Source organism: Xanthomonas sp. CFBP 7698 (assembly GCF_003600855.1).
In the GTDB taxonomy this organism is placed as follows: domain Bacteria; phylum Pseudomonadota; class Gammaproteobacteria; order Xanthomonadales; family Xanthomonadaceae; genus Xanthomonas; species Xanthomonas cannabis.
In genome coordinates this window covers 705,729-729,447 of the sequence record NZ_PRDN01000002.1, presented here as the reverse complement: position 1 = coordinate 729,447, position 23,719 = coordinate 705,729, and the positions used below count along the sequence as shown (strand labels likewise).

General features: G+C 65.2%; 20 protein-coding genes and 1 tRNA gene. 20 read left to right on the top strand and 1 reads right to left on the bottom strand.

The features are described from left to right. Positions 1–47 precede the first annotated feature (47 nt). From XnspCFBP7698_RS11015 to XnspCFBP7698_RS10960, 12 genes are all read left to right on the top strand, one after another. Positions 48–1,025, top strand: a complete 978-nt coding sequence (locus tag XnspCFBP7698_RS11015) for a beta-ketoacyl-ACP synthase III (RefSeq protein WP_104581103.1) — start codon at positions 48–50, stop codon at positions 1,023–1,025. Positions 1,026–1,085: 60 nt separating this feature from the next. Then, entirely contained in the window at positions 1,086–1,868 is a 783-nt protein-coding gene (locus XnspCFBP7698_RS11010; RefSeq protein ID WP_104581104.1) for a serine/threonine protein phosphatase, read from the top strand. Between the two features lie 104 nt (positions 1,869–1,972). Then, positions 1,973–2,917 carry an ACP S-malonyltransferase gene (gene fabD / locus XnspCFBP7698_RS11005; RefSeq protein WP_047695429.1) on the top strand — a complete coding sequence of 315 codons (945 nt, stop codon included), beginning with the start codon at positions 1,973–1,975 and terminating at the stop codon, positions 2,915–2,917. An 82-nt stretch (positions 2,918–2,999) separates the two neighbouring features. Continuing rightward, on the top strand, positions 3,000–3,743 hold the full coding sequence (gene fabG, locus XnspCFBP7698_RS11000) for a 3-oxoacyl-ACP reductase FabG (protein WP_039404078.1): 744 nt from the start codon (positions 3,000–3,002) through the stop codon (positions 3,741–3,743). Positions 3,744–3,897: 154 nt separating this feature from the next. Continuing rightward, positions 3,898–4,137 (top strand): acyl carrier protein, encoded by a 240-nt coding sequence (gene acpP / locus XnspCFBP7698_RS10995; protein WP_002814322.1) that lies wholly within the window; start codon positions 3,898–3,900, stop codon positions 4,135–4,137. 143 nt (positions 4,138–4,280) lie between these two features. Beyond that, positions 4,281–5,516, top strand: a complete 1,236-nt coding sequence (gene fabF, locus XnspCFBP7698_RS10990) for a beta-ketoacyl-ACP synthase II (protein WP_104581105.1) — start codon at positions 4,281–4,283, stop codon at positions 5,514–5,516. A gap of 173 nt (positions 5,517–5,689) precedes the next feature. Next, the gene (locus XnspCFBP7698_RS10985; RefSeq protein WP_104581106.1) at positions 5,690–7,045 is read left to right on the top strand and encodes an aminodeoxychorismate synthase component I; all 1,356 of its coding nucleotides are present in this window, start codon (positions 5,690–5,692) and stop codon (positions 7,043–7,045) included. Positions 7,046–7,105: 60 nt separating this feature from the next. Next, the gene (gene mltG, locus XnspCFBP7698_RS10980) at positions 7,106–8,179 is read left to right on the top strand and encodes an endolytic transglycosylase MltG (protein WP_104581107.1); all 1,074 of its coding nucleotides are present in this window, start codon (positions 7,106–7,108) and stop codon (positions 8,177–8,179) included. Continuing rightward, positions 8,176–9,135, top strand: a complete 960-nt coding sequence (locus XnspCFBP7698_RS10975) for a DNA polymerase III subunit delta' (protein WP_104581108.1) — start codon at positions 8,176–8,178, stop codon at positions 9,133–9,135. The genes mltG and XnspCFBP7698_RS10975 overlap by 4 nt, the downstream gene beginning before the upstream one ends. Next, positions 9,132–9,485, top strand: coding sequence for a PilZ domain-containing protein (locus tag XnspCFBP7698_RS10970; RefSeq protein WP_003483889.1), 354 nt, complete (start codon positions 9,132–9,134; stop codon positions 9,483–9,485). Before XnspCFBP7698_RS10975 ends, XnspCFBP7698_RS10970 begins: the two co-directional genes overlap by 4 nt. 236 nt (positions 9,486–9,721) lie before the next feature. Continuing rightward, positions 9,722–9,796 (top strand) — tRNA-Val (locus tag XnspCFBP7698_RS10965). 381 nt (positions 9,797–10,177) lie between these two features. Next, on the top strand, positions 10,178–10,504 hold the full coding sequence (locus tag XnspCFBP7698_RS10960) for a hypothetical protein (protein WP_047695464.1): 327 nt from the start codon (positions 10,178–10,180) through the stop codon (positions 10,502–10,504). A 45-nt stretch (positions 10,505–10,549) separates the two neighbouring features. On the opposite strand, the gene prpR is transcribed toward XnspCFBP7698_RS10960, so the two are convergent. Beyond that, complete coding sequence (gene prpR / locus XnspCFBP7698_RS10955; RefSeq protein ID WP_104581109.1) at positions 10,550–12,160, bottom strand: propionate catabolism operon regulatory protein PrpR; 1,611 nt, start codon at positions 12,158–12,160, stop codon at positions 10,550–10,552. A 124-nt stretch (positions 12,161–12,284) separates the two neighbouring features. Between prpR and prpB the strand changes: the two genes are divergently transcribed. The 8 genes from prpB to XnspCFBP7698_RS10915 all read left to right on the top strand — a co-directional run bounded on the left by prpB (position 12,285) and on the right by XnspCFBP7698_RS10915 (position 22,924). Beyond that, on the top strand, positions 12,285–13,181 hold the full coding sequence (prpB, locus tag XnspCFBP7698_RS10950; RefSeq protein ID WP_104581110.1) for a methylisocitrate lyase: 897 nt from the start codon (positions 12,285–12,287) through the stop codon (positions 13,179–13,181). Between the two features lie 72 nt (positions 13,182–13,253). Beyond that, positions 13,254–14,408 carry a 2-methylcitrate synthase gene (prpC, locus tag XnspCFBP7698_RS10945; RefSeq protein ID WP_047695436.1) on the top strand — a complete coding sequence of 385 codons (1,155 nt, stop codon included), beginning with the start codon at positions 13,254–13,256 and terminating at the stop codon, positions 14,406–14,408. Positions 14,409–14,628: 220 nt separating this feature from the next. Beyond that, on the top strand, positions 14,629–17,220 hold the full coding sequence (gene acnD, locus XnspCFBP7698_RS10940; protein WP_104581111.1) for a Fe/S-dependent 2-methylisocitrate dehydratase AcnD: 2,592 nt from the start codon (positions 14,629–14,631) through the stop codon (positions 17,218–17,220). 91 nt (positions 17,221–17,311) lie between these two features. Further along, complete coding sequence (locus XnspCFBP7698_RS10935; protein WP_104581112.1) at positions 17,312–17,554, top strand: type II toxin-antitoxin system ParD family antitoxin; 243 nt, start codon at positions 17,312–17,314, stop codon at positions 17,552–17,554. Continuing rightward, positions 17,551–17,868 (top strand): type II toxin-antitoxin system RelE/ParE family toxin, encoded by a 318-nt coding sequence (locus tag XnspCFBP7698_RS10930; protein ID WP_104581113.1) that lies wholly within the window; start codon positions 17,551–17,553, stop codon positions 17,866–17,868. Before XnspCFBP7698_RS10935 ends, XnspCFBP7698_RS10930 begins: the two co-directional genes overlap by 4 nt. Before the next feature lie 90 nt (positions 17,869–17,958). Next, positions 17,959–19,158, top strand: a complete 1,200-nt coding sequence (gene prpF / locus XnspCFBP7698_RS10925) for a 2-methylaconitate cis-trans isomerase PrpF (protein WP_104581114.1) — start codon at positions 17,959–17,961, stop codon at positions 19,156–19,158. A gap of 477 nt (positions 19,159–19,635) precedes the next feature. Continuing rightward, positions 19,636–21,852, top strand: coding sequence for a TonB-dependent receptor (locus XnspCFBP7698_RS10920; RefSeq protein WP_104581115.1), 2,217 nt, complete (start codon positions 19,636–19,638; stop codon positions 21,850–21,852). A 76-nt stretch (positions 21,853–21,928) separates the two neighbouring features. Next, a complete protein-coding gene (locus XnspCFBP7698_RS10915; protein WP_104581116.1) occupies positions 21,929–22,924 on the top strand; it encodes a nucleoside hydrolase in 996 nt (331 codons plus the stop codon). The last annotated feature ends 795 nt before the right edge of the window (positions 22,925–23,719 follow it).

The window sequence follows — 23,719 nt, the reverse complement described above, 5'->3', positions numbered from 1 at the left end:
TTCTTCCGGAGCCGCCGGTCACCGCGGCTCTTGCACCAGGAAACAGTATGAGCAAGCGGATCTATTCCAGAATCGCGGGCACGGGTAGCTATTTGCCCGAAAAGGTGTTGACCAACGACGACATGTCCAAGATCGTCGACACCAGCGATGAATGGATCTTCTCGCGCACTGGTATCCGTGAGCGTCACATCGTCGCCGACAACCAGACCACCAGCGATCTGGCGTATTTCGCCTCGCTGAAGGCGATGGAAGCGGCCGGCGTCACCGCCGACGAGATCGACCTGATCGTCATCGGCACCACCACCCCCGACCTGATCTTCCCGTCCACGGCCTGCCTGCTGCAGGCGCGGCTGGGCAATGTCGGGTGCGGGGCGATGGACGTCAACGCGGCCTGCTCGGGCTTTGTCTACGCGCTCAGCGTGGCCGACAAGTTCGTGCGCAGTGGCGACGCCAAGACCGTATTGGTAGTTGGCGCCGAGACCCTGACCCGCATCGTCGACTGGACCGACCGCACCACCTGCGTGCTGTTCGGCGACGGTGCCGGTGCGGTGATCCTCAAGGCCGATGAAGAAACCGGCATCCTCAGCACCCATCTGCATGCCGACGGCAGCAAGAAAGAGCTGCTGTGGGACCCGGTGGGCGTGTCGGTCGGCTTCGGCGAAGGCAAGAACGGCGGCGGCGCGTTGCTGATGAAGGGCAACGACGTGTTCAAGTACGCGGTCAAGGCGCTGGATTCGGTGGTCGATGAGACCCTGGCCGCCAACGGCTACGACAAGCACGACCTGGACTGGCTGATCCCGCATCAGGCCAACCTGCGCATCATCGAGGCCACCGCCAAGCGGCTGGACCTGCCGATGGAGCAGGTGGTGGTCACCGTGGATCGCCACGGCAATACCTCGTCGGCCTCGGTGCCGCTGGCGCTGGACGAAGCGGTCCGCTCGGGCCGCGTGCAGCGCGGCCAATTGCTGCTGCTGGAAGCCTTCGGTGGTGGATTTACCTGGGGCTCGGCGCTGCTGCGCTACTGAGTCCCGCAGGCCCGGCCGCGTCCGCCGGCTGGGTCTGACTGCGTCGAAGGACGGACCGTCATGGCAGAACCCATCGTCATCGCCGGCCAGCGTGTCTGGCTCAAGCAGTACCGCCGCAGCAATCGGGCGGTCTCGCTGGGCGCACTCAACTTTGTCGCACGCCGCTGGGGCCTGGATGCATTGCGTCCACCGCCGCACCGTGGCGGCGACGCCGCGCGCGACCTCGAAGCGCGCCGGCTCGGCGAGCTGCACGCGCAGTCGGTCAATGTGCCGCGCGTGGTCGGCTGTGGGCAGGCGGCCCTGATCCTGAGCGACAACGGCCGCTCGTTTGCCACCTGCCTGCGCGAAGCCGACGTGCCCGAGCGCGACCGCCTGGTGGCGCTGGCGGTGTCGGCCATGGTCCATGCGCATGGTCATGGCGCCTATTTCGGGCAGCCGTTGCCACGCAACATGACCTTCGATGGCCAGTCGGTCGGCTTTATCGATTTCGAAGAAGATCCACTGGAAGTGATGGACCTGACGCAGGCCCAGGCGCGCGACTGGCTGGTGTTCGGCTATGGCGTGGCCAAGTACTACCGCGGCCGGCGCGAGGTGCTGCAGCGCCTGCTGGCGCGCGCCTTCGATACCGCCGGCCCGGCGGTGGTCGAACATGCGCATACGGTCACCGGGCGCCTGCGGCGCGTTGCGCAGGTGGCGCGCGGCCTGGGCCGCTCGGCGAGCGCGCTGGGGCGGGCGATCCAGGCTATCCATGCGGCCAGTGCCTTCGGCGTGGTGTTGGTGCTGGTGCTGTGCGTGGACTGGTGTGCCGACGGCGAAATGGACCTGCTCGCAGCCTTGTTGTAAGCGTGCCGGCCGCTGCGTCGGTGCAGGCTTGCATACGCGGCAGTACAGACGCCAGGGCGATTTCGCACGTATCATCCCGGCTCGATTTTTGCAGGCAGCAGCGCGTGACCGAATCCACTCTCGCCTTCGTGTTTCCCGGCCAGGGCTCGCAGTCCTTAGGGATGCTGGCCGAACTGGCCGAACTGCATCCGCAGATCCGTGACACGTTTGCCGAAGCCTCCGAAGGCGCCGGTGTCGATTTGTGGGCCCTGTCCCAGGGTGGCCCGGAAGAAATGCTCAACCGCACCGAATACACCCAGCCGGCCTTGCTGGCCGCGGGCGTGGCGGTGTGGCGGTTGTGGACTGCCCAGCGCGGGCAGCGCCCGGCGCTGCTGGCCGGGCACAGCCTGGGCGAATACACCGCCCTGGTCGCCTCCGGCGCCTTGTCGCTGCACGACGGCGCGCACCTGGTGCGGCTGCGCGGCCAGTTCATGCAGGCCGCCGCGCCGGCCGGCGTTGGCGCGATGGCTGCGGTGCTTGGCGCCGACGACGCGTTGGTGCTGGAGGTCTGTGCCGAAGCGGCAGGCAGCCAGGTGGTGGTGCCGGCCAACTTCAATTCGCCCGGTCAGATCGTGATTGGTGGCGATGCCGCCGCGGTGGACCGCGCGCTGGCCTTGCTGGCCGAGCGCGGCGTGCGCAAGGCGGTCAAGCTGGCGGTGAGCGTGCCCTCGCATACGCCGCTGATGCGCGATGCCGCCAATCAGCTGGCTGAAGCCATGGCCGGGCTGAGCTGGCAGACGCCGCAGATCCCGGTGGTGCAGAACGTCGATGCGCGTGTGCACGAGGGCAGCGCCGCGATCCGCCAGGCGCTGGCCGAGCAGCTGTACCTGCCGGTGCAATGGACCGGGTGCGTGCAGGCGCTGGCCTCACAGGGCATCACGCGGATTGCCGAATGCGGCCCGGGCAAGGTGCTGAGCGGGCTGATCAAGCGCATCGACAAGAGCCTGGACGCGCGCCCGCTGGCCACGCCGGCCGACTATGCCGGCGCGCTCGACGCGTGGGCGCACTGATCCACTGCATATGCCGGTCGTGCCGGCCTCCCTCGACGTTCGCGGCCACGGTCACGACGTCCCCCTTCGAGGAACAGCATTCATGAGCAAGCCTCTGCAGGGCGAAATCGCCCTCGTCACCGGTGCCAGCCGCGGGATCGGTGCGGCCATTGCCGACACGCTGGCCGCCCAGGGCGCCACCGTCATCGGCACCGCCACGTCGGCCTCCGGCGCTGCGGCGATCGGCGAGCGCCTGGCCGCCCACGGCGGGCACGGTCGCGAACTCAACGTCACCGATGCAGCAGCGGTCGATGGCCTGATCGATGCGATCGGCAAGGAATTCGGTGCGATCTCGATCCTGGTCAACAACGCCGGCATCACCCGCGACAACCTGTTGATGCGGATGAAGGACGACGACTGGCAGGCGATCATCGACACCAACCTGACCAGCGTGTTCCGCACCTCCAAGGCGGTGATGCGCGGCATGATGAAGGCGCGCAAGGGCCGCATCGTCAATATCGCCTCGGTGGTCGGGGTGACCGGCAATCCGGGCCAGACCAACTACGCCGCGGCCAAGGCCGGCATCATTGCGTTCTCCAAGTCGCTGGCCAAGGAAATCGGCTCGCGCGGGGTCACCGTCAACGTGGTGGCGCCCGGTTTCATCGACACCGACATGACCAAGGCGCTGCCGGACGAGGCCAAGACCGCCTTGCTGCAGCAGATCGCACTGGGCCACCTGGGCGCCCCGGAAGACATCGCCAATGCGGTGGCATTCCTGGCTGGCCCGACCGCACGCTACATCACCGGCGAGACCCTGCACGTCAACGGCGGCATGTACATGCCGTGAGCGTGCGGCGCCGGGAGGCGCTAAGTGGCTGATCGGCCGGGACTTGTGATGCAATGCAAGGCTCGGGCGCTTCCACTACACTATCCAACGCGGCCATCGCAGCCCGATGGCGTTTTTTTGTACCACCACTACTCCATCTGGAGCGATATCCCCAATGAGCACCATCGAAGAACGCGTCAAGAAAATCGTCGTCGAACAACTCGGCGTCAAGGAAGAGGAAGTCACCACCAGCGCATCGTTCGTCGATGACCTGGGTGCCGACTCGCTGGACACCGTCGAGCTGGTGATGGCGCTGGAAGAAGAGTTCGAGTGCGAGATCCCGGACGAAGAGGCCGAGAAGATCACCTCGGTCCAGCAGGCGATCGACTACGTCAAGGCTCACGTCAAGAGCTGATGCGTTGTTCCTGACGGCGGTGGCGCGCATCATCACGCCGCTGCTGCGTCAGACATTCCATGGGGCCGCTGATGCGGCCCTGTGTTTTTAGGCGTCACCCGCAAACCGCAAGCACCGTTCGTTCCGTGGTGAGGAGATCTGCAATGAGTCGTCGTGTTGTCGTTACCGGCATGGGCATTGTGTCGCCGCTGGGCAATGATCTTGCCAGCAGCTGGGATGGAATCATCCACGGGCGCTCCGGCATTGGCCCGATCACGCAGATCGATGCCTCGCAGTTCACCACCAAGATCGCCGGCGAAATCAAGAATTTCGACCCCACGCTTTTTGTGTCCGCCAAGGACGTCAAGAAGATGGACTCGTTCATCCACTACGGTGTCGGCGCCTCGTTCATGGCGCTGGACGATTCCGGGCTGGAGATCGACGAAAGCAATGCCGAACGCATTGGTGCCATTCTCGGCTCCGGCATCGGCGGGCTGCTCGGTATCGAAGAGCAGACCATCAAATTCCACGAGGGCGGCGCGCGCAAGATCTCGCCGTTCTATGTGCCCAGCACCATCATCAACATGTTGCCGGGCCAGGTCAGTCTGATCAAAGGTCTGAAGGGCCCGACGTTCTCGGCCGTGTCCGCGTGTGCCACGTCCAACCACTCGATCGGCACCGCAATGCGCATGATCCAGTACGGCGATGCCGACGTGATGCTGGCCGGCGGCGCCGAGCGCGGCTCCTCGCCGAGTTCGGTCGGCGGTTTCTGCGCCATGAAGGCCATGTCCACCCGCAACGACGATCCCGCTGCGGCCTCGCGCCCGTGGGACAAGCAGCGCGACGGCTTCGTGCTGGGCGACGGTGCCGGTGTGCTGGTGCTGGAAGAGTACGAACACGCCAAGGCCCGTGGCGCACGCATCTACGCAGAGCTGGTCGGCTTCGGCGCCAGTTCCGACGCGTTCCACATGACCGCCCCCAGCGAAGACGGCGAAGGCGCGGCGCGCAGCATGGTGGCCGCCATGCGCGATGCCAAGCTCAATCCCGAGCAGATCGGCTATCTCAATGCGCACGGCACCTCCACGCCGCTGGGCGATCTGGCCGAAACCCTGGCGATGAAGCGCGCGCTGGGCGACCACGCCTACAAGACCATGGTCAGCTCGACCAAGTCGATGACCGGACACCTGCTCGGCGCGGCCGGCGGCGTGGAAGCGATCTTCTCGGTGATGGCGCTGCACACCGGCATCATTCCGCCGACCATCAACCTGGAAGAGCCCAGTGAAGGCTGCGACCTGGATTACGTGCCGAACGTGGCACGCGAGGTACAGGTGGATGCGGTGATGTCCAACGGCTTCGGCTTTGGCGGCACCAACGGCACGCTGGTGTTCAAGCGCGTCTGAGTCGATGCGCCGTTTTCTTCTCTGAAAACGGTGTGCGCTGCCTCAGCTGCTGTGCGTGTCGCTTCCGCGCGGCAGTCGCTGCTGACGTTTCCGATTGACAGCCGATCCATCTCATCGCGGACGCTGTGTTTACCGCAGCGGCGCGCGTCTGCACCTCACGCCACGCCGGACCGATGACGCTCACCCGATCACTGCATGCGGACATCGACCTGCTGGCGCTGCATCGGCTGGCACCGCAACGCTATCCGGCCCTGCTCGAATCCACTGCTTCCGGAACCGCCCACGGGCGCTGGGATGTGCTGCTGCTGGCAGAGGGCGCAAGCCTGCGGCTGGACGGCGATGGGCGCACCCGCGATGGCGATGGCCGGGTGCTCGAAGGCACGTTTCTGGACGCGCTGGATGCCGCCTGGCAGGCCGAGCGCGTGCCGCACGATACAACCAGCCCATGGCCGTTTCGCGGCGGCTGGGCGGTGCTGCTGGATTACGAACTGGCCGCGCAGGTCGAACCGATTCTGCAGCTGCCCGCCCGCGGCGATGGCATGCCGACTGCGCTGGCGTTGCGCGCGCCGGCAGCGGTGCTGCGCGACCGCGTGGAAGGGCGCTGCGTTGCGCTGGCCGAGCCGGGGCGTGAGGATCTACTGACCCGCATCGTCGAAGACATCGCTGCCTGCGCCGCATTGCCGCCGTTGCCTGCGTGGGTCGGGCCGGTGGTGGTGGACGAGGACACACCCGAGCGCTTCACCGACGCGGTGCAGCGGGTGCTGGATTACCTACGGGCCGGCGATGTGTTTCAGGCCAATATCTCGCGTGCATGGCAGGCCACATTCGCCCACTTGGTCGACCCGGCCGCGCTGCATGCGCGCCTGCGCGCGGCCAACCCTGCACCGTTTGCCGGCCTGTTCGTGGCGGCCGGGCGCGCGGTGGTGAGCTCCTCGCCCGAGCGGCTGGTGTCGGTGCAGGGCGATGCGGTGCAGACCCGCCCGATCGCTGGTACCCGCGCGCGCTTTGCCGGCGACGACGATGCAGCACGCATCCGCGAGCTGGTCGGGCATCCCAAGGAGCGCGCCGAGCACGTGATGCTGATCGATCTGGAGCGCAACGACCTGGGCCGCATCTGCGCGTCCGGCACCGTGGAGGTGGACGAGCTGATGGCCGTGGAGAGTTACGCGCACGTGCACCACATCGTCAGCAACGTGCGTGGCCGCCTGCGCGCCGGGGTGACCCCGGGCGCGGTGATCGCTGCGGTGTTTCCCGGCGGCACCATCACCGGTTGCCCCAAGGTGCGCTGCATGCAGATCATTGCCGAGCTCGAACAGACCGCGCGCGGCGCCTACACCGGTGCGTTCGGCTGGCTCAATCGCGATGGCGACATGGATCTGAATATCCTGATCCGCACGGCCGAGGTGGCCGGCGAGCAGGTGCGTTTCCGCACTGGCGCCGGGATCGTGGTGGACTCGGACCCGCAGCGCGAGCTGGACGAAACCCGCGCCAAGGCGCGTGGCGTATTGCGCGCGATCGAGCAGACATGAGCGCTTCAACGGGACATCACCGGCGCGCGGTATCCTGCGCGGCGCAGGGGCAATGACGAGGTGGGTGTGGCGGTGACTGGCAAACGCGGATGTCTGGCCGTGCTGGGCACGGTGTTGCTGCTTGCAGCGCTGCTGGCGATTGCCGCCGTGGTGGCGTGGCGGCATTACCTGCACTTCGCCGATACCCCCGTGAGTGCGAGCGCGCCCAGCGTGGTGATTGCGCCCGGCGATTCGCTCAAGGTCACGCTGCGCAAATTGCGCGCGGCCGGCCTGGAGCAGGGCACTGATCTGGAATGGCAGCTGCTCGCGCGCCAGGTGGATGCCGCCGGCAAGCTCAAGGTGGGCGAGTACGCATTGGCGCCGGCACTGTCGCCACGCGAGGTGCTGACGCGCATGCGCCAGGGGCGTGTGATCCAGTACCGTTTCACGATCGTGGAGGGCTGGAATTTCCGGCAGCTTCGCGCCGCACTCGCCACCGCCACGCCGCTGCAGCACTCCATCGACGCGCTGGACGATGCGGCGCTGATGGCGCGGCTGGGATTTGCCAAGCAGCATCCGGAAGGGCGATTCCTGCCGGAAACCTATGTGTATCAGCGCGGCGATAGCGACCTCGACGTGCTCAAGCGCGCACACGCCGCCATGGAAAAGGCATTGGCGCAGGCCTGGGAACAGCGCGCCCCGAACCTGCCGCTTAGCTCGCCGGAACAGGCATTGATCCTGGCATCGATCATCGAAAAGGAAACTGCCCTGGGCTCCGAGCGGCCGTTGATCGCGGGAGTGTTCCTGCGCCGCCTACAGCTGGGCATGAAGCTGCAGACCGACCCGACCGTGATCTACGGCATCGGCAGCAGCTACGACGGCAATATCCGCCGCCGCGACCTGACCACCGACACGCCATACAACACCTATACGCGCACCGGCCTGACGCCGACGCCGATTGCGATGCCGGGCCGCGAGGCGCTGCTGGCGGCGGTGCAGCCGGCACCCGGCGAGGCGCTGTATTTCGTGGCCGTCGGCGATGGCACCGGCGCGCACGCATTCTCGGCCACGCTGGCCGAACATAACGCGGCGGTGGCGCGCTACCTGCAGCGGCGCCGCCTGCCGAGCGCGCCGCAGACGGAGCCCACGCCATGACCGCCGCATTTTCGCCCTGGCAGCAACGCGCCTTCGACCAGACCGTAGCCGCACTGGATGCCGGACGGCTCGGGCACGGCTTGCTGATCTGCGGGCCGGAAGGGCTGGGCAAGCGCGCGGTCGCCCTGGCCCTGGCCGAGCACGTGCTGGCCAGCTCGCCGGACCCGGCACTGGCGCAGCGCACGCGGCAGTTGATCGCCGCCGGCACTCACCCGGACCTGCAGCTGGTGTCCTTCATTCCCAACCGTACCGGCGACAAGCTGCGTACCGAGATCGTCATCGAGCAGGTGCGCGAGATTTCGCAAAAGCTCGCGCTGACCCCGCAGTACGGCATCGCCCAGGTGGTGATCGTCGACCCGGCCGATGCGATCAATCGCGCCGCCTGCAACGCCTTGCTCAAGACGCTGGAAGAACCATCGCCCGGCCGCTATCTGTGGTTGATCAGTGCCCAGCCGGCGCGGTTGCCGGCGACCATCCGCAGCCGTTGCCAGCGCCTGGAATTCAAATTGCCGCCCGCGCACGAGGCACTGGCCTGGTTGCTGTCGCAAGGCGTCAGCGAGCGCGCTGCGCAGGAGGCCCTGGACGCCGCCCGCGGCCATCCCGGCCTTGCCGCGCAATGGCTGCGCGAAGACGGCCTGGCGGTGCGGCGTGCGGTGGCGCAGGACCTGGAGCAGATTGCCAGCGGCCGCGTCGGCGCGGTGGAGGTTGCGCAGCGCTGGACCAATGATGGCCAGGCCGATCAACGTCTGCGGCATGCCGCCGATCTGGCATTGGCGCAGGCCTCGGCCGGCTTGACCGATCCATCGCGGTTGCACAAGCTGGCGACCTGGTTCGACGCCGCCAACCGCACCCGCGACCTGCTGCGCACCACCGTCCGCGCCGACCTGGCAGTGACGGAATTGTTGCTGGCCTGGCGCGAGGGAGAGCGCCAGCCACGTTCTAGGGGAACTCGATGAGTGCAATGAATGCACGCCAAGGCATTTTGTCGCTGGCGTTGAAAGACAAGCCGGCGCTCTATAGCGCGTACATGCCGTTCGTGAAAGGTGGCGGCATCTTCGTGCCGACCCCCAAGCGCTACATGCTGGGCGACGAAGTCTTCCTGCTGCTGACCCTGCCCGATTCCAGCGAGCGCCTGCCGGTGGCCGGCAAGGTGATCTGGACTACGCCGGCCGGCGCCCAGGGCAACCGCGCTGCCGGCATCGGCGTGCAGTTCCCGGACGGCCCGGAAGGTGAGGCAGTGCGCAACAAGATCGAGACCCTGCTGGCAGGCCTGACGACCTCGGACAAACCGACGCATACGATGTGACGTGGTGCGGCGCGGTGCGGTTGCGTGCGTGATTGCCGTCGTATTGGCAGCGGGTCGTCGAAGGGGCGTATCGGGCGTTTGAATGGCGCCGAATCGATTATCGCCATGGCGCCGCCAGACCGCCGGCACGGCGCGCCCAGTCATTGGACCGGACGTTTTCGACCAGGTCCTCGCCGTCGCGGATGTAGCTGTTGACGATTGCCGCAGCTGCCCTATAATGTGCGGCTAGCGTCACCGGGCGGTTAGCTCAGCGGTAGAGCATTGCCTTCACACGGCAAGGGTCACAGGTTCGAACCCTGTACCGCCCACCATAGAAATCCTGCACTCCACGGGATTGGACGCGAAGAAAAAGCCGGCCATGTGCCGGTTTTTTTGTGTCTCGCCTCCCATGCGGGAGGCTCAAGGACGCAGCAACGCGCGGGACGTCATGGGTGACACCTGCTGCAGGCCGTAGCGGTGGGCGAATTCGATTGAATGCACGTTGCCGCTACGGGGAGTGATAGCGCACCTGGGCAATCAGCAGAACGTCGTTCCCGGTCTTGTAGACATGTCCGTTGGCGACCGGAGAGTCGAGTCTGCGCCCCCGTGATCGTGCTTTCCGGGTGGTCTGTCTCGTCGCTTGTGCCTGCTTGTTGCGGGCTCAGCAAGGACTTGCCATCCTGCGAGACCCCCGCGTTCAAGAAGGTATGGCGATGAAAGCACTGCTTGGAAGTGCCCTGATTGCGATGGCGCTGCTAACCGGCTGCGCGCGCGATGTTGGCGAGCAGTACGTGGGCAAGTGGGTCAATGTGAAGTCGCAGAAGAATGTGCTGAGCATCGAGCACAACGGCGAGAGCTTCATCATCCGCGACACCTCGCCGGAGATGTTCGGCAATGGGGTCAAGACCCGAAATTACCCGGCGTTGTTGACCAAGGGCGTGCTGCAGGTGTCCAGTGGCAATGGCACGGTCAACTATGCGATCGACGAGGCGAGCGGTCGTTTGAGCACCGGCGATACCGAGTACACGCGGGTCAAGTGAGCCTCTGCGCCTGGGCGTGCGCCTTGCAGTAGTCGCGTCCGTTCTCTAGGTAGCTTGCGCCTGCATCCAGCGCCACAGCGTCGTGCGCGAAACGCCGAGCGCCTGTGCGGCGAGGGCGCGATTGCCGTTTGCGCGATCGAGCGCCGCGCGGACGGCTGCAGCGGTGAGCTGCAGGCGGGACGCCGCCAGGTCGCTGCGTGCGGATGTCGCTGCGGTATCGCCAATCTGTGTGTCGAACAGTTCCGGTGCCCACCAATGCAGTTGCTCAAGGCTCAGGCTCTCGTGCGCCTGCGCCTTCCAGTGGATGCACAGGCGTTCGACCAGGTTGCGCAGCTCGCGCACGTTGCCGGGCCAGGTGTGTAGTTGCAGTCGTTGCAATGCAGCCTTCGACAGCGGCGAGGCGATATTGCCGAGTTGCTGGAAGTAATGCGCCAGCAGCAGCGCGATGTCGTCGGGGCGCTGACGCAAGGGGGGCAGCGCGATGCGTAACGCTGCCAGGCGGTAGAACAGGTCGCGACGGAATCGCCCTTGTTCGACCAGCGCGTGCAGCTCCTGCAGGCTGGCGGCCACCACACGCACGTCGATTGCGACGGGCAGGGTCGCGCCAACGCGCAACACTTCGCGTTCTTCCAATACGCGTAAGAGCCGTGTCTGCAACGGCATGGGCAATTCGCCGATTTCGTCGAGGAACAGCGTGCCATCCTGCGCGGCTTCGATCAGGCCGGTGTGCCCGCCGCGGCGGGCACCGGTGAAGGCGCCATCGCTGTAGCCGAACAGCTCTGCCTCCAGCAACGATTCGCTGATGGCCGCGCAATTGATTGCCACGAAACGGCCGCGTCGACGGCTGCCGGCATGCAGTTGTCGGGCGACCAATTCCTTGCCGGTGCCGGTTTCGCCGCTGATCAGGACGGTGCCGGCATGCGGGGCATACAGCTGCACCAAGGCACGCACCTGCGCCATGGCGGCTTCGTCGCCAAGCAGCGCATCGCTACGTCGGGGGCGCCTTGAGTGACTACGCGCGGAGGGCCGCTCCCGGCTCGATGCCGTGCCCAGTGCGATGGCCTGCTCCAGCGCCTGGCGCACCGACCCTGCCGAATACAGCAGCACGCCGGGCAGCCCGGCCTGTTCGGCGAAATCGATCGCCATGCCGGTGCCTACGATGACCTGGATACCGGCGGCGCGCAGGTCGGCAATGCAATCGCGCGCGTCCTCGGCAGTGACGAATCGGCGGTGTTCGATATCCAGGTCGAAACTGGTCTGGAATGCATGAAACGACGGGACGTCGCTGGCATGGGTCACCACGCCGATGCGCGGGGCAATGCGGCGCGCGCGCGCCAGTGCTTCCATCAGGTCGAACCCGGTCGCCTGGATTGGTGCCAGCGGCAATGCCAGGCGGCTGCGCAGATAGGCGGCGTTGGAGCCGCCGGCCACCAGGGCGTCGCAGCGTTCGCGGCGCAGTCGCTGGCCGATGACCTCCACCGCTTCGGCGAAGCCAAGGTTGATCTGCTCGATGCGCGCGCGCTGGTCGAACTCGGGGATGACGTCGGCGAGCAGGCCGGTCAGGCGGGATACGCTGACGGTCCAGATTACCGGCAGAGAGGTGTCTGCTGCGTCGGAGGTGCTGGAGGTGCGCGGGAAGTCGAGCTGTTTCGTCATGTTTCATGATGTTCCATCAGTTCCAAAACCGCAACAATGGCGTTTCCGGTTCGTAGCAGAATCAGACACTTGCGATTGGCACGACGTTTGCTGACCAGCTAACCATCTCATCCCGGGAACTGTCATGACGTCCTCCTATCCAGCCTCTGCCGGCACGCGCTTCCGCGCAGCGCTGGCTGCCGAGTCGCCGCTGCAGGTGATCGGTGCGATCAATGCCAACCACGCGCTACTGGCCCAGCGTGCGGGCTACCAGGCCATCTACCTGTCCGGCGGCGGCGTGGCGGCTGGCTCGCTGGGCTTGCCGGATCTGGGGATCAACACGCTGGAAGACGTGCTGATCGATGTGCGCCGCATCACCGACGTGTGCGAACTGCCGCTGCTGGTGGATGTGGATACCGGCTTCGGGCCGAGTGCCTTCAATATCGAGCGCACCATCAAGTCGCTGATCAAGGCCGGCGCGGCCGGTTGCCATATCGAAGACCAGGTTGGCGCCAAGCGTTGCGGGCATCGGCCGGGTAAGGAGATCGTGAGCCAGGGTGAGATGGTCGACCGGGTCAAGGCAGCAGCCGATGCCAAGACCGATCCAGCGTTTTTCTTGATTGCACGCACCGACGCCATCCAGATGGAAGGGGTGGATGCGGCGATCGAACGCGCCATCGCCTGCGTGGACGCGGGCGCCGACGGCATCTTTGCCGAGGCCGCCTACGACCTGGAGACCTACGCGCGCTTTGTCGATGCAGTGAAAGTGCCGGTGCTGGCCAACATCACCGAATTCGGCAAGACCCCGCTGTTCACGCGCGACCAACTTGCACAGGCCGGTGTGGCGATCCAGCTGTTCCCGCTGTCGGCGTTCCGTGCAGCCAACAAGGCCGCCGAGGCGGTCTATACGGCGATTCGACGCGATGGCCACCAGCAGGCCGTGCTGGAAACGATGCAGACCCGCGAAGAACTCTATGAGCGCATCGGCTATCACGGCTACGAACAGCGCCTGGACGCGTTGTTTGCGCGCAAGGGCGCATGATCGCCGCTTGCTGGGTCCATCTGGTCAATCCTTCGTGACATTGCAACACGCCACAGCTTGGGAGCTCATCGCATGAACGACACTGCCATTCCCGGTTTCAAGCCGAAAAAATCCGTCGCACTGTCAGGCACTGCCGCAGGCAACACCGCGCTGTGCACGGTGGGGCGCAGCGGCAACGATCTGCATTATCGCGGTTACGACATTCTGGACCTGGCCACCACCAGCGAGTTCGAGGAGATCGCCTACCTGCTGGTGCACGGCAAGTTGCCCAACAGCGGCGAGTTGCGCGGCTACAAGGCCAAGCTGCGCTCGTTGCGTGGTGTGCCGGCGGCGGTGAAAACCGCGCTGGAACAGCTGCCGCCATCCGCGCACCCGATGGATGTGATGCGCACCGGTGTGTCGGTGCTGGGCTGCCTGCAGCCGGAAAAGGACGATCACAACCATCCCGGTGCGCGCGATATCGCGGACAAGTTGATGGCCTCGCTCGGTTCGATGCTGCTGTACTGGTATCACTACAGCCACAACGGCAAGCGCATCGAGGTGGAGACCGACGACGACTCCATCGGTGGGCATTTCCTGCACCTGCTGCATGGTTTTGCGCCGAAGGATTCGTGGGTGCGCGCAATGCACACCAGCCTGATCCTGTACGCCGAGCACGAATTCAATGCCTCCACGTTTGCGAGCCGCGTGATTGCCGGTACCGGCAGCGATATGTACAGCGCCATTGCCGGTGGTATCGGCGCGTTGCGCGGTCCCAAGCATGGCGGCGCCAACGAGGTGGCCTTCGAGGTGCAGAAGCGCTACGACACGCCAGATGAAGCCGAGGCCGACATCAAGGCACGCGTGGAGCGCAAGGAAGTGGTGATCGGCTTCGGGCATCCGGTGTACACGGTGTCCGACCCGCGCAACAAGGTGATCAAGGACGTGGCGCGCGAGCTGTCCGAGGAGCAGGGCAGCCGCAAGATGTACGACATCGCCGAGCGTCTGGAAAGCGTGATGTGGGACATCAAGAAGATGTTCCCGAATCTGGACTGGTTTAGTGCGGTGAGCTACCACATGATGGGTGTGCCGACAGCGATGTTCACCCCGCTGTTCGTGCTGGCACGCACGGCGGGCTGGAGTGCGCACGTCATCGAGCAGCGCGTGGATGGCAAGATCATTCGGCCTTCGGCTAATTACACCGGGCCGGAAGATCAGGTGTTTGTGCCGTTGGATCAGCGCGTCTGAAAAGTGCCACTTGCGAGCTGCCCTCATCCGCCCTTCGGGCACCTTCTCCCGCGTTGCGGGAGAAGGGAGCGTGGCGAGTGGCACGTGGTGAGCAGGAATACGAGCAGCAACAGCAACAGCAACAGCAACAGCAACAGCAACAGCAACAGCAACAGCAACAGCAACAGCAACAGCAACAGCAACAGCAATAGACCCCGCCCGCCTTGTGATATCGCCAGCCATGAATAGCCAGTACCGCAAGCCCTTGCCGGGCACCGCGTTGGATTACTTCGATGCACGCGCCGCCGTGGATGCGTTGCAGCCCGGTGCATATGCAGGCTTGCCATACACCGCACGCGTGCACGCGGAAAATCTTGTGCGACGTGCCGAGCCGCAGATGCTGGAGGCGTATCTGCGCCAACTGATCGAGCGCAAGCGCGAGCTGGATTTCCCGTGGTTTCCGGCGCGTGTGGTCTGCCACGACATCCTGGGGCAGACCGCCTTGGTGGATCTTGCCGGACTGCGTGATGCCATTGCCGAGCAGGGCGGCGATCCGGCGCAGGTCAACCCAGTGGTGCCGGTGCAACTGATCGTCGATCACTCGTTGGCGGTGGAATACGCCGGCTTCGACAAGCAGGCCTTTGCCAAGAATCGCGGCGTGGAAGACCGTCGCAATGCCGATCGCTTCCATTTCATCGAATGGACCAAGCGCGCGTTCGAGAACATGGAAGTGATTCCGCCGGGCAACGGGATCATGCATCAGATCAACCTGGAGAAGATGTCGCCGGTGATCTACACGCTGGACGGCGTGGCGTTTCCGGATACCTGCGTGGGCACCGATAGCCACACCCCGCATGTGGATGCGTTGGGCGTCATCGCAGTGGGCGTGGGCGGCCTGGAAGCAGAAAACGTGATGTTGGGGCGCGCCTCGTGGATGCGCTTGCCGGACATCATCGGCGTGGAACTTACCGGGCGGCCGGCACCGGGAATGACCGCCACCGATATCGTGCTGGCCTTGACCGAATTCCTGCGCCAGCAACGCGTGGTGGGCGCCTATCTCGAATTCTATGGTGCAGGCGCCAGTGCGCTGACCATCGGCGACCGCGCCACCATTTCCAACATGACGCCGGAATTCGGGGCGACCGCGGCGATGTTCTACATCGACCAGCAGACCATCGACTACCTGCGGCTCACCGGTCGCGACGACGCGCAGGTGGCATTGGTGGAGAACTATGCTCGCCATACCGGGCTGTGGGCCGACGATCTGGCCACCGCACAGTATGAGCGCGTGCTGCAGTTCGATCTGTCCAGCGTGGTACGCAACATGGCCGGGCCCTCCAACCCGCACAAGCGCGTGGCCACCAGCGAGCTGGCTGCGCGCGGCATTGCCGGCGCCTGGGACGAGGTGCCGGGGCAGATGCCCGATGGCGCGGTGATCATTGCGGCAATCACCTCGTGCACCAACACCTCCAACCCGCGCAACGTCATCGCGGCCGGCTTGCTGGCACGCAATGCCAACGCGCGTGGCTTGACCCGCAAGCCGTGGGTGAAGAGTTCGCTGGCGCCGGGTTCCAAGGCAGTGCAGCTGTACCTGGAAGAAGCCGGTTTATTGAGCGAACTGGAACAGCTGGGCTTCGGCATCGTGGCGTTCGCCTGCACCACCTGCAATGGCATGAGCGGTGCGCTCGACCCAACCATCCAGCAGGAAATCATCGACCGCGATCTGTATGCCACGGCGGTGCTGTCGGGCAACCGCAATTTCGACGGGCGCATCCACCCGTATGCCAAGCAGGCGTTTCTCGCCTCGCCGCCGTTGGTAATCGCCTATGCAATTGCCGGCACGGTGCGCTTCGATATCGAAAAGGACGTGCTGGGCATCGGTGCAGACGGCGTCGCGGTAACGCTCAAGGATCTGTGGCCGAGCGATGCGGAGATCGACGCGGTGGTGGCGCGCAGCGTCAAGCCTGAGCACTTCCGTCGCGTGTACGAGCCGATGTTTCAGCGCAGCAGTGGGCAGGGCATCAGCGTGAGCCCGTTGTACGACTGGCGCCCGACCAGCACCTACATTCGCCGCCCGCCGTATTGGGAGGGCGCATTGGCTGGGGCACGCACCCTGCACGGCATGCGGCCGCTGGCCGTGCTCGGCGATAACATCACCACCGATCATCTGTCGCCGTCCAATGCGATCCAGGCCGGCAGTGCGGCTGGCGAGTACCTCGCGCACATGGGCGTGCCCGAGGAGGATTTCAATTCCTACGCCACCCATCGCGGCGACCATCTCACCGCGCAGCGCGCCACCTTCGCCAATCCCAAATTGATCAACGAAATGGCCGTGATCGATGGGCAGGTCACCGCAGGCTCGCTGGCGCGACTGGAGCCGGAAGGGCGGGTCATGCGCATGTGGGAGGCGATCGAAACCTACATGACCCGCAAGCAGCCGTTGATCATCGTCGCCGGTGCCGATTACGGGCAGGGCTCCTCGCGCGACTGGGCAGCCAAGGGCGTGCGTCTGGCCGGTGTGGAGGTGATCGTGGCCGAAGGCTTCGAACGGATCCACCGCACCAACTTGATCGGCATGGGCGTGCTACCGCTGGAGTTCAAGCCGGGCACCGATCGCAAGACGCTTGGTATCGATGGTAGCGAAACCTTCGACGTCACCGGCCAGCGCACGCCGGGTGCCACGCTGACACTCTCGATCCACCGGCGCAATGGCGAACAGCTGCAGGTACCGGTCACGTGCCGGCTGGATACTGCAGAGGAAGTGTCGATCTACGAAGCCGGTGGTGTGCTGCAGCGGTTTGCGCAGGATTTTCTGGAAGCCACGGCGGCCTGATTCCCCTGGTCTTCAAGGCCCTCAGGCCGCCGGCTTGCACCCGCCCGACCCGGCGCGCACACTTTGGCAATCTTTGCCATCAGGAGCTTGCATGGCCACCATGAACATCTCTTTGCCTGACGAACTCAAGCAGTTCGTCGATCAACAGGTGCTGGAGCATGCCTACGGCTCCAGCAGCGAATACCTGCGCGAACTGATCCGCAAACAACGCGATGTGGAACGGCTGCGTGGGTTGCTGCTGGACGGAGTCAACTCAGGTCCGGCGGTTGCGATGGAGCCGGATTTCTTCGAGGCAATGCGCGAGCGCGCGCAGGTACGCGCTGCTGGCAAGTGAAGCCGGCGCGCTGGCGTCCGTTGGCGCTGCGTGACGTGGATGAAGCCGCTGCGTGGTACGGCGAACAGGCTGGGCTCGCAGTGGAACTGGCGTTTACCGACGCGCTGGAAGTGGCGGTCAAAACGCTGATGCAGCACCCCGGTGTTGGTTCGAGCCGACATGCGGTACTGCTGAACCTGCAGCATCTGCGCGTGTGGCCGCTCAAGGGGTTTCCCTATTTGATTTTCTATATCGAACGCGATGCAGACATCGTCATCTGGCGTGTACTGCAGATGCAGCGCGATATTCCAGCATGGATGCGCGACGACACCTGAGTGGCTCGACGCCTTTCGCGCAGGGCCTTCGGCAATGCCGCAGATGGCGCATTGTTGCTGCACTGACGCTCAACCGAGATAGACCAACCCATGACCCATCTCCCCCAACTCCGTATCCCCGCCACCTACATGCGTGGGGGCACCAGCAAGGGCGTGTTTTTCCGTCTGCAGGATCTGCCCGAGGACGCACAGCACCCGGGCGCTGCACGCGACGCGCTGTTGCTGCGGGTGATCGGCAGCCCGGATCCGTATGCCAAGCAGATCGATGGCATGGGCGGGGCGACCTCGAGCACCAGCAAGAGCGTGATCGTCTCTGCCAGTACGCGTGATGGGCACGATGTGGACTATCTGTTCGGGCAGGTGTCCATCGATAGCGCGTTCGTGGATTGGAGTGGCAACTGCGGCAATCTGTCCGCAGCGGTGGGGCCATTTGCGATTGCCAGCGGATTGATCGACGCCACACGCGTTCCGCGCGATGGCATGGCCACGGTGCGGATCTGGCAGGCCAATATCGGCAAGACGATCGTGGCGCATGTGCCGATGACCGATGGGCTGGTGCAGGAAACCGGCGACTTCGAACTGGACGGGGTGACCTTTCCGGCGGCCGAGGTGCAGCTGGAATTTCTCGACCCGGCCGATGATGCCGAAGGCGAGGGTGGGGCGATGTTCCCCACGGGCAATTTCATCGATCGATTGGAGATTCCCGGGCTGGGCACGCTGGATGCCACGCTGATCAATGCGGGCATTCCGACCATCTTCGTCAACGCGCGCGATCTGGGCTACACCGGCACCGAGTTGCAGGAGGCCATCAATGGCGACCCGCGTGCGTTGATCATGTTCGAAACCTTGCGCGCGCATGGCGCGGTGCGGATGGGTTTGATTGCCAAGGTGGAGGACGCCGCGACGCGACAACACACGCCCAAGGTGGCCTTCGTGGCGCCGCCGGCCGACTACACCGCCTCCAGCGGCAAGCAGGTGCACGCGGCCGAGATCGATCTGCTGGTGCGTGCGATGTCGATGGGCAAATTGCACCACGCGATGATGGGCACCGCAGCGGTGGCGATCGGTACCGCTGCGGCGGTGCCGGGCACCTTGGTCAACCTGGCGGCCGGCGGCGCGGCCCGCTCGGCGGTGCGCTTCGGTCATCCGTCCGGCACCTTGCGCGTGGGCGCCGAGGCAACACAGGTCGATGGGCAGTGGCAGGTGACCAAGGCGCTGATGAGCCGCAGTGCGCGCGTGCTGATGGAGGGTTGGGTGCGGGTGCCCGGCGGCATCGCCGAAGGCGAGTGAGCAGAAGCTGGCACGGGTGGTGTGCTTGCGGCAGGTGCGCATGTTCGGGATGGACAACGCGGCTGCGTGGGTCTGCGCCGTAGTTGTCATGTCCAGGACCTCGGTGCGCCGTCCGGGTCGAGTGTCGCGATGGCGCGGGGGGGTGCGCTTGCGAATCGGTAAGGTGCTGGTGCAGGGGCGCGTCCCCTGACGTCTTGTCACGCCAGGGCGTGCTCCTAGCGATGCGGCTGGGTCGCGACTTGTGTAGGCGACCATGTGAATGCCGAAGTTGGCAGTTGCCGGCCACGGACCGCCTCTGAGACTGACAGGGCTCCGACGCACAAATTGCACGCCCGTGTTGCATTAATTAGAACGCCAATGCGAATTATGGAAACTTTTTCGTACGGGCTCTGCCATATTTGTGTAAATCGTGTTAATTCTGTTGCACCGCGGCATGCAGGCCAGGCCGCCCCGCCACCAGAATTTGGAGTGCTTCCCATGTCAGCCAGCCGGTCGCTCAAGATCAGCGCGCTTGCCGTTGCCGTCGTTTCGCTTCTTCCGTTTCACGCTGCTGCACAGCAGGCGCCCAGCGACGACGGTGTCGTGCGTCTGGATGCGGTCAAGGTCACGGTCGAGCGTCGCTCGGAAGACTCCAAGGATGTGCCGGTTTCCGCCAGCGTGCTGCGCCCGGAATTTCTCGATGCCATTTCCACCAGCGGCTCGGACATCCGCGTGCTGGCCGGCAAGGCGCCGAGCCTCAACATCGAATCGTCCAACGGCCGTGTGTTCCCGCGCGTGTATATCCGCGGCTACGGCAATACCGATTTCAACACCTACGCGTCGCAGCCGGTGTCGTTGATTTATGACGACGTGGTACAGGAAAACGCGTTTCTGAAGGGCTTCCCGATCTTCGATCTGGAAGGCCTGGAAGTACTGCGTGGCCCGCAGGGCACGCTGTTCGGCCGCAATACGCCGGCCGGCGTGGTCAAGTTCAACTCGGTCAAGCCGACCATCGGCGCCAATGACGGCTACGCCAGCCTGTCGTACGGCACCTACGGCACCATGACCCTGGAAAGCGGCCTGAGCATCGCGATGGGCGACCATTGGGCAGCGCGTCTGTCCACCTTGGGCCAGCGCCGCGACGATTGGGTGGAAAACCGCGACGGCCGCGATCTGGAAGGCTATACCGATTCGGCCGTGCGTCTGCAGCTGCTGTACCAGGCCAGCGACGATTTCAGCGCGTTGTTCAACGCGCATGCACGCCATCTGGACGGCACTGCGCGGCTGTTCCGCGCCAACATCATCCAGCCCGGCACCAATCAGCTGGTGGATGGCTTCGACGAAGAAAAATCCTTCATCGACGGCGCCAACACCCAGGAACTGCAGACCTACGGCGGCAGCGCCAACCTGACCTGGGACCTGGGCGATATCGCGCTGCACTCGATCACCGCGTACGAGGGCATCGGCAAGTATTACAGCCGCGGCGACATCGACGGCGGCTTCGGCGCGGTATTCGCACCGCCGTCCGGCCCGGGCGTGATTCCGTTCCCGGTGGAAACCGCCGGCGGCATCAAGAGCCTGGACCAGTACAGCCAGGAAGTGCGTGCCGAATCGCAGTACGAGGGCCCGCTCAACTGGCAGGCCGGCCTGTACTACTTCCACGACGATGTGGAAGGCGAAAACTATACCTACAACACCTTCAGCGGCGGCGACCTGGCCAGCTACCAGTTGACCCGCCAGCGCAATACCTCATGGGCGGCATTCGGCTCGCTGAACTATGCGGCCACCGACCGGTTGAACCTGCGCGCCGGCATCCGCTACACCTACGACAAGAAGACCTTCGACGTGCTGGCGCTGGACCGCGTCACCCTGGTCGAGCCGTCCAGTGGCGAGACCGATAACTCCAAGGTCACCGGCGATCTGGCGGCCACGTTCTCCATCAACGACGACGTCAACGTGTATGCCCGTGCGGCACGCGGTTTCCGCGGCGCCAGCTTCGGCGTGCCCTCGGGCACCGCGCCGCTGACCGTGGCCGAGCCGGAAACGGTGGATTCGTTCGAGATTGGCATCAAGTCGGACCTGTTCGACAACCGTGCGCGCCTGAGCTTCGACATCTACGATTTCCGGGTCAAGAACCAGCAGCTCACCGCAGTGGGCGGCGAGTCCAACGACGTGCGCCTGCTCAATGCCGACAAGACCAAGGCGCGCGGTGCCGAGTTCGACTTCGAAGCGTTGATCACCCAGAACCTGCGCGTCACCGCCGGCGGCGCCTACAACTGGACCCGCATCGACGACCCGAGCCTGTCGGTGGGCGTGTGCCGCACCTGCACCGTGACCGACCCGCTCAACGCGGCGGGCCGCGCACTGATCGACGGCAACGACCTGCCGCAGGCGGCCAAGTGGATGGCCAACGCGACGCTGCGTTACGGCATCCCGATGGGCAACGACGGCGAGCTGTTCTTCTACACCGATTGGTCCTACCGCAGCGAAGTGAACTTCTTCCTGTACGACTCCCGTGAGTTCACCGGCCAGCCGCTGGTCGAGGGCGGCGCCAAGATCGGCTACAACTGGGGCGCGGGTGCGTACGAGTTGTCGGTGTTCTGCCGCAACTGCACCAACCAGATCCGCGTGACCGGTGCGATCGACTTCAACAACCTCACCGGCTTCATCAACGACCCGCGCATCGTGGGCGCGCAGTTCCGCGCCAACTTCTGATCGGCGTCGTGGTGTAGCACTATCGAACCGCCGGCCAACATGCCGGCGGTTTTTTTATGGCGGCAGGAGTTGATGCATGCGGCGGATCATTCGAGATGCGTGGTTGGTTGCGGGGCTGTGGTGTGCGGCTGCCGTGGCGCAGGCACAGGCGGCTGCGGTGACGACGGCGCAGGCCATGCAATCGCCCACGGCCAGCGAGCTGCTGGTGGTCTCCACCGATATCGGTGACGACATCGACGATGCGTTTGCGCTGGGGCTGCTGTTGCGCAGCCCGCAGTTGCAGGTACTGGGTATCGCATCGGCATGGGGCGACACCACGTTGCGTGCGCAGCTGTTGCAGCGCTTGTTGCGGCAGGCCGGGCGCAGCGAGATTCCATTGGCGGTGGGGGCACGCACGACCAGCACCATTGCCTTCAGCCAGGCACGCTGGGCCGCCAAGGGACAGTTGCCCGGCAAGCTGCCGGATGCAGCGGCCATGATCCTGCAGCAGGCGCGCCGGCACCCGGGTGAGGTCACCTTGCTGGTGCTGGGGCCGATGACCGATGCAGCCTTGGCGCAGCAGCGCGACCCGGCCGGCTTTGCCAAGCTCAAGCGCATCGTGGCGATGGGCGGCTCGGTGCGGGTGGGTTACGGCAAGTCTGCCTATCGGCCGGCCAGCGCACCGGCGCCGGAGTACAACATCCTCTCCGATGTGCCGGCGGCGCAACGCGTGTTCGCGGCCGGCGTGCCGATCGTGTTGCTGCCGCTGGATGCTACGCAGATCACGCTGGAAGAACCCGAGCGTATCGCCTTGTTCGCGCATGGCGATGGACTCACCGATGCGCTCACCCAGCTGTACTACCAGTGGCGCAATACCGACCAGCCCTGGGCCAATGCCACGCCGACGGTGTTCGACGCGGTACCGGTCGCCTGGCTGCTGAGCCCGGCGCTGTGCCCGACCACGCCGCTGCATCTGGATGTGGATGCACAGGGCTATACCCGCGAAGGGCCAGGCATACCGAACGTGCAGGCGTGCCTGCGTCTGGACAAGCCGGCGTTCATTGCGTTGTACATGCGCCAGCTGCTGCGCTGAGACGCGTGCCGCGGCATTGCCAGCAAGGCGCTTGGGTAGGTGGTGTTGTCGGTCCTCCGCCGGGTCATTGGTCTGGGGCAGCGGCGTGAACCGCCCCTCATCCGCCCTTCGGGCACCTTCTCCCGTTGACGGGAGAAGGAACGTTTTGTGCTTCATGGCGTTGGTGGCACGGCTGGTGTGAGCGTTCGTAATGGTGTGAACCGCCCCTCATCCGCCCTTCGGGCACCTTCTCCCGCTGACGGGAGAAGGAACGGCTTGCGCTTCATGGTGTTGCTGGCACAGCTGGTGTGAGCGTTCGTAATGGCGTGAACCGCCCCTCATCCGCCCTTCGGGCACCTTCTCCCGTTGACGGGAGAAGGAACGTCTTGAGCTTCATGGTGTTGATGGCACGGCTGGCGAGCGATTCGTAATGGAGTGAACCGTCTCTCATCCATCCCATCGGGCACCTTATCCCATCAGCGGGAGGTGGAGAGATCGACGAGCTTTTTGGTGTTGCTGGCACCGCTCAAGTGTCGAAACAGCTTCCGCGGGTATGAGGCAGGCGAGCCGACGACAGGTATGTACGTCGCCTGCGTACGGCGACCCAACGCGCGGTGCCAAGCATTCACGCCGGCGGCCGAGACCTAGTCCATCCAGCCCTTGCACGCCCTTCTCCCGCGTGCGGGAGAAGGTGCCCGAAGGGCGGATGAGGGGCTGTTGAGGACATCCCCGCCTGTCCAGCACAGGCGCATCCAGTCTCCAGCTTGCCTGCTCGCAGCCCATCCAGCAGGCGCCAGGAGTCCTTACCCGAGGCCA

What these genes read in the sequence shown, in the direction of transcription:
- XnspCFBP7698_RS10920 (WP_104581115.1), top strand. Translation starts at nt 19,636, where the DNA reads ATGTCAGCCAGCCGGTCGCTCAAGATCAGCGCGCTTGCCGTTGCCGTC.
- prpC (WP_047695436.1), top strand. Translation starts at nt 13,254, where the DNA reads ATGAACGACACTGCCATTCCCGGTTTCAAGCCGAAAAAATCCGTCGCA.
- XnspCFBP7698_RS10935 (WP_104581112.1), top strand. Translation starts at nt 17,312, where the DNA reads ATGGCCACCATGAACATCTCTTTGCCTGACGAACTCAAGCAGTTCGTC.
- XnspCFBP7698_RS10970 (WP_003483889.1), top strand. Translation starts at nt 9,132, where the DNA reads ATGAGTGCAATGAATGCACGCCAAGGCATTTTGTCGCTGGCGTTGAAA.
- prpR (WP_104581109.1), bottom strand. Translation starts at nt 12,160, where the DNA reads ATGACGAAACAGCTCGACTTCCCGCGCACCTCCAGCACCTCCGACGCA.
- fabF (WP_104581105.1), top strand. Translation starts at nt 4,281, where the DNA reads ATGAGTCGTCGTGTTGTCGTTACCGGCATGGGCATTGTGTCGCCGCTG.
- XnspCFBP7698_RS10960 (WP_047695464.1), top strand. Translation starts at nt 10,178, where the DNA reads ATGAAAGCACTGCTTGGAAGTGCCCTGATTGCGATGGCGCTGCTAACC.
- fabG (WP_039404078.1), top strand. Translation starts at nt 3,000, where the DNA reads ATGAGCAAGCCTCTGCAGGGCGAAATCGCCCTCGTCACCGGTGCCAGC.
- XnspCFBP7698_RS11015 (WP_104581103.1), top strand. Translation starts at nt 48, where the DNA reads ATGAGCAAGCGGATCTATTCCAGAATCGCGGGCACGGGTAGCTATTTG.
- prpB (WP_104581110.1), top strand. Translation starts at nt 12,285, where the DNA reads ATGACGTCCTCCTATCCAGCCTCTGCCGGCACGCGCTTCCGCGCAGCG.
- XnspCFBP7698_RS11010 (WP_104581104.1), top strand. Translation starts at nt 1,086, where the DNA reads ATGGCAGAACCCATCGTCATCGCCGGCCAGCGTGTCTGGCTCAAGCAG.
- XnspCFBP7698_RS10985 (WP_104581106.1), top strand. Translation starts at nt 5,690, where the DNA reads ATGACGCTCACCCGATCACTGCATGCGGACATCGACCTGCTGGCGCTG.
- XnspCFBP7698_RS10975 (WP_104581108.1), top strand. Translation starts at nt 8,176, where the DNA reads ATGACCGCCGCATTTTCGCCCTGGCAGCAACGCGCCTTCGACCAGACC.
- XnspCFBP7698_RS10915 (WP_104581116.1), top strand. Translation starts at nt 21,929, where the DNA reads ATGCGGCGGATCATTCGAGATGCGTGGTTGGTTGCGGGGCTGTGGTGT.
- acpP (WP_002814322.1), top strand. Translation starts at nt 3,898, where the DNA reads ATGAGCACCATCGAAGAACGCGTCAAGAAAATCGTCGTCGAACAACTC.
- acnD (WP_104581111.1), top strand. Translation starts at nt 14,629, where the DNA reads ATGAATAGCCAGTACCGCAAGCCCTTGCCGGGCACCGCGTTGGATTAC.
- prpF (WP_104581114.1), top strand. Translation starts at nt 17,959, where the DNA reads ATGACCCATCTCCCCCAACTCCGTATCCCCGCCACCTACATGCGTGGG.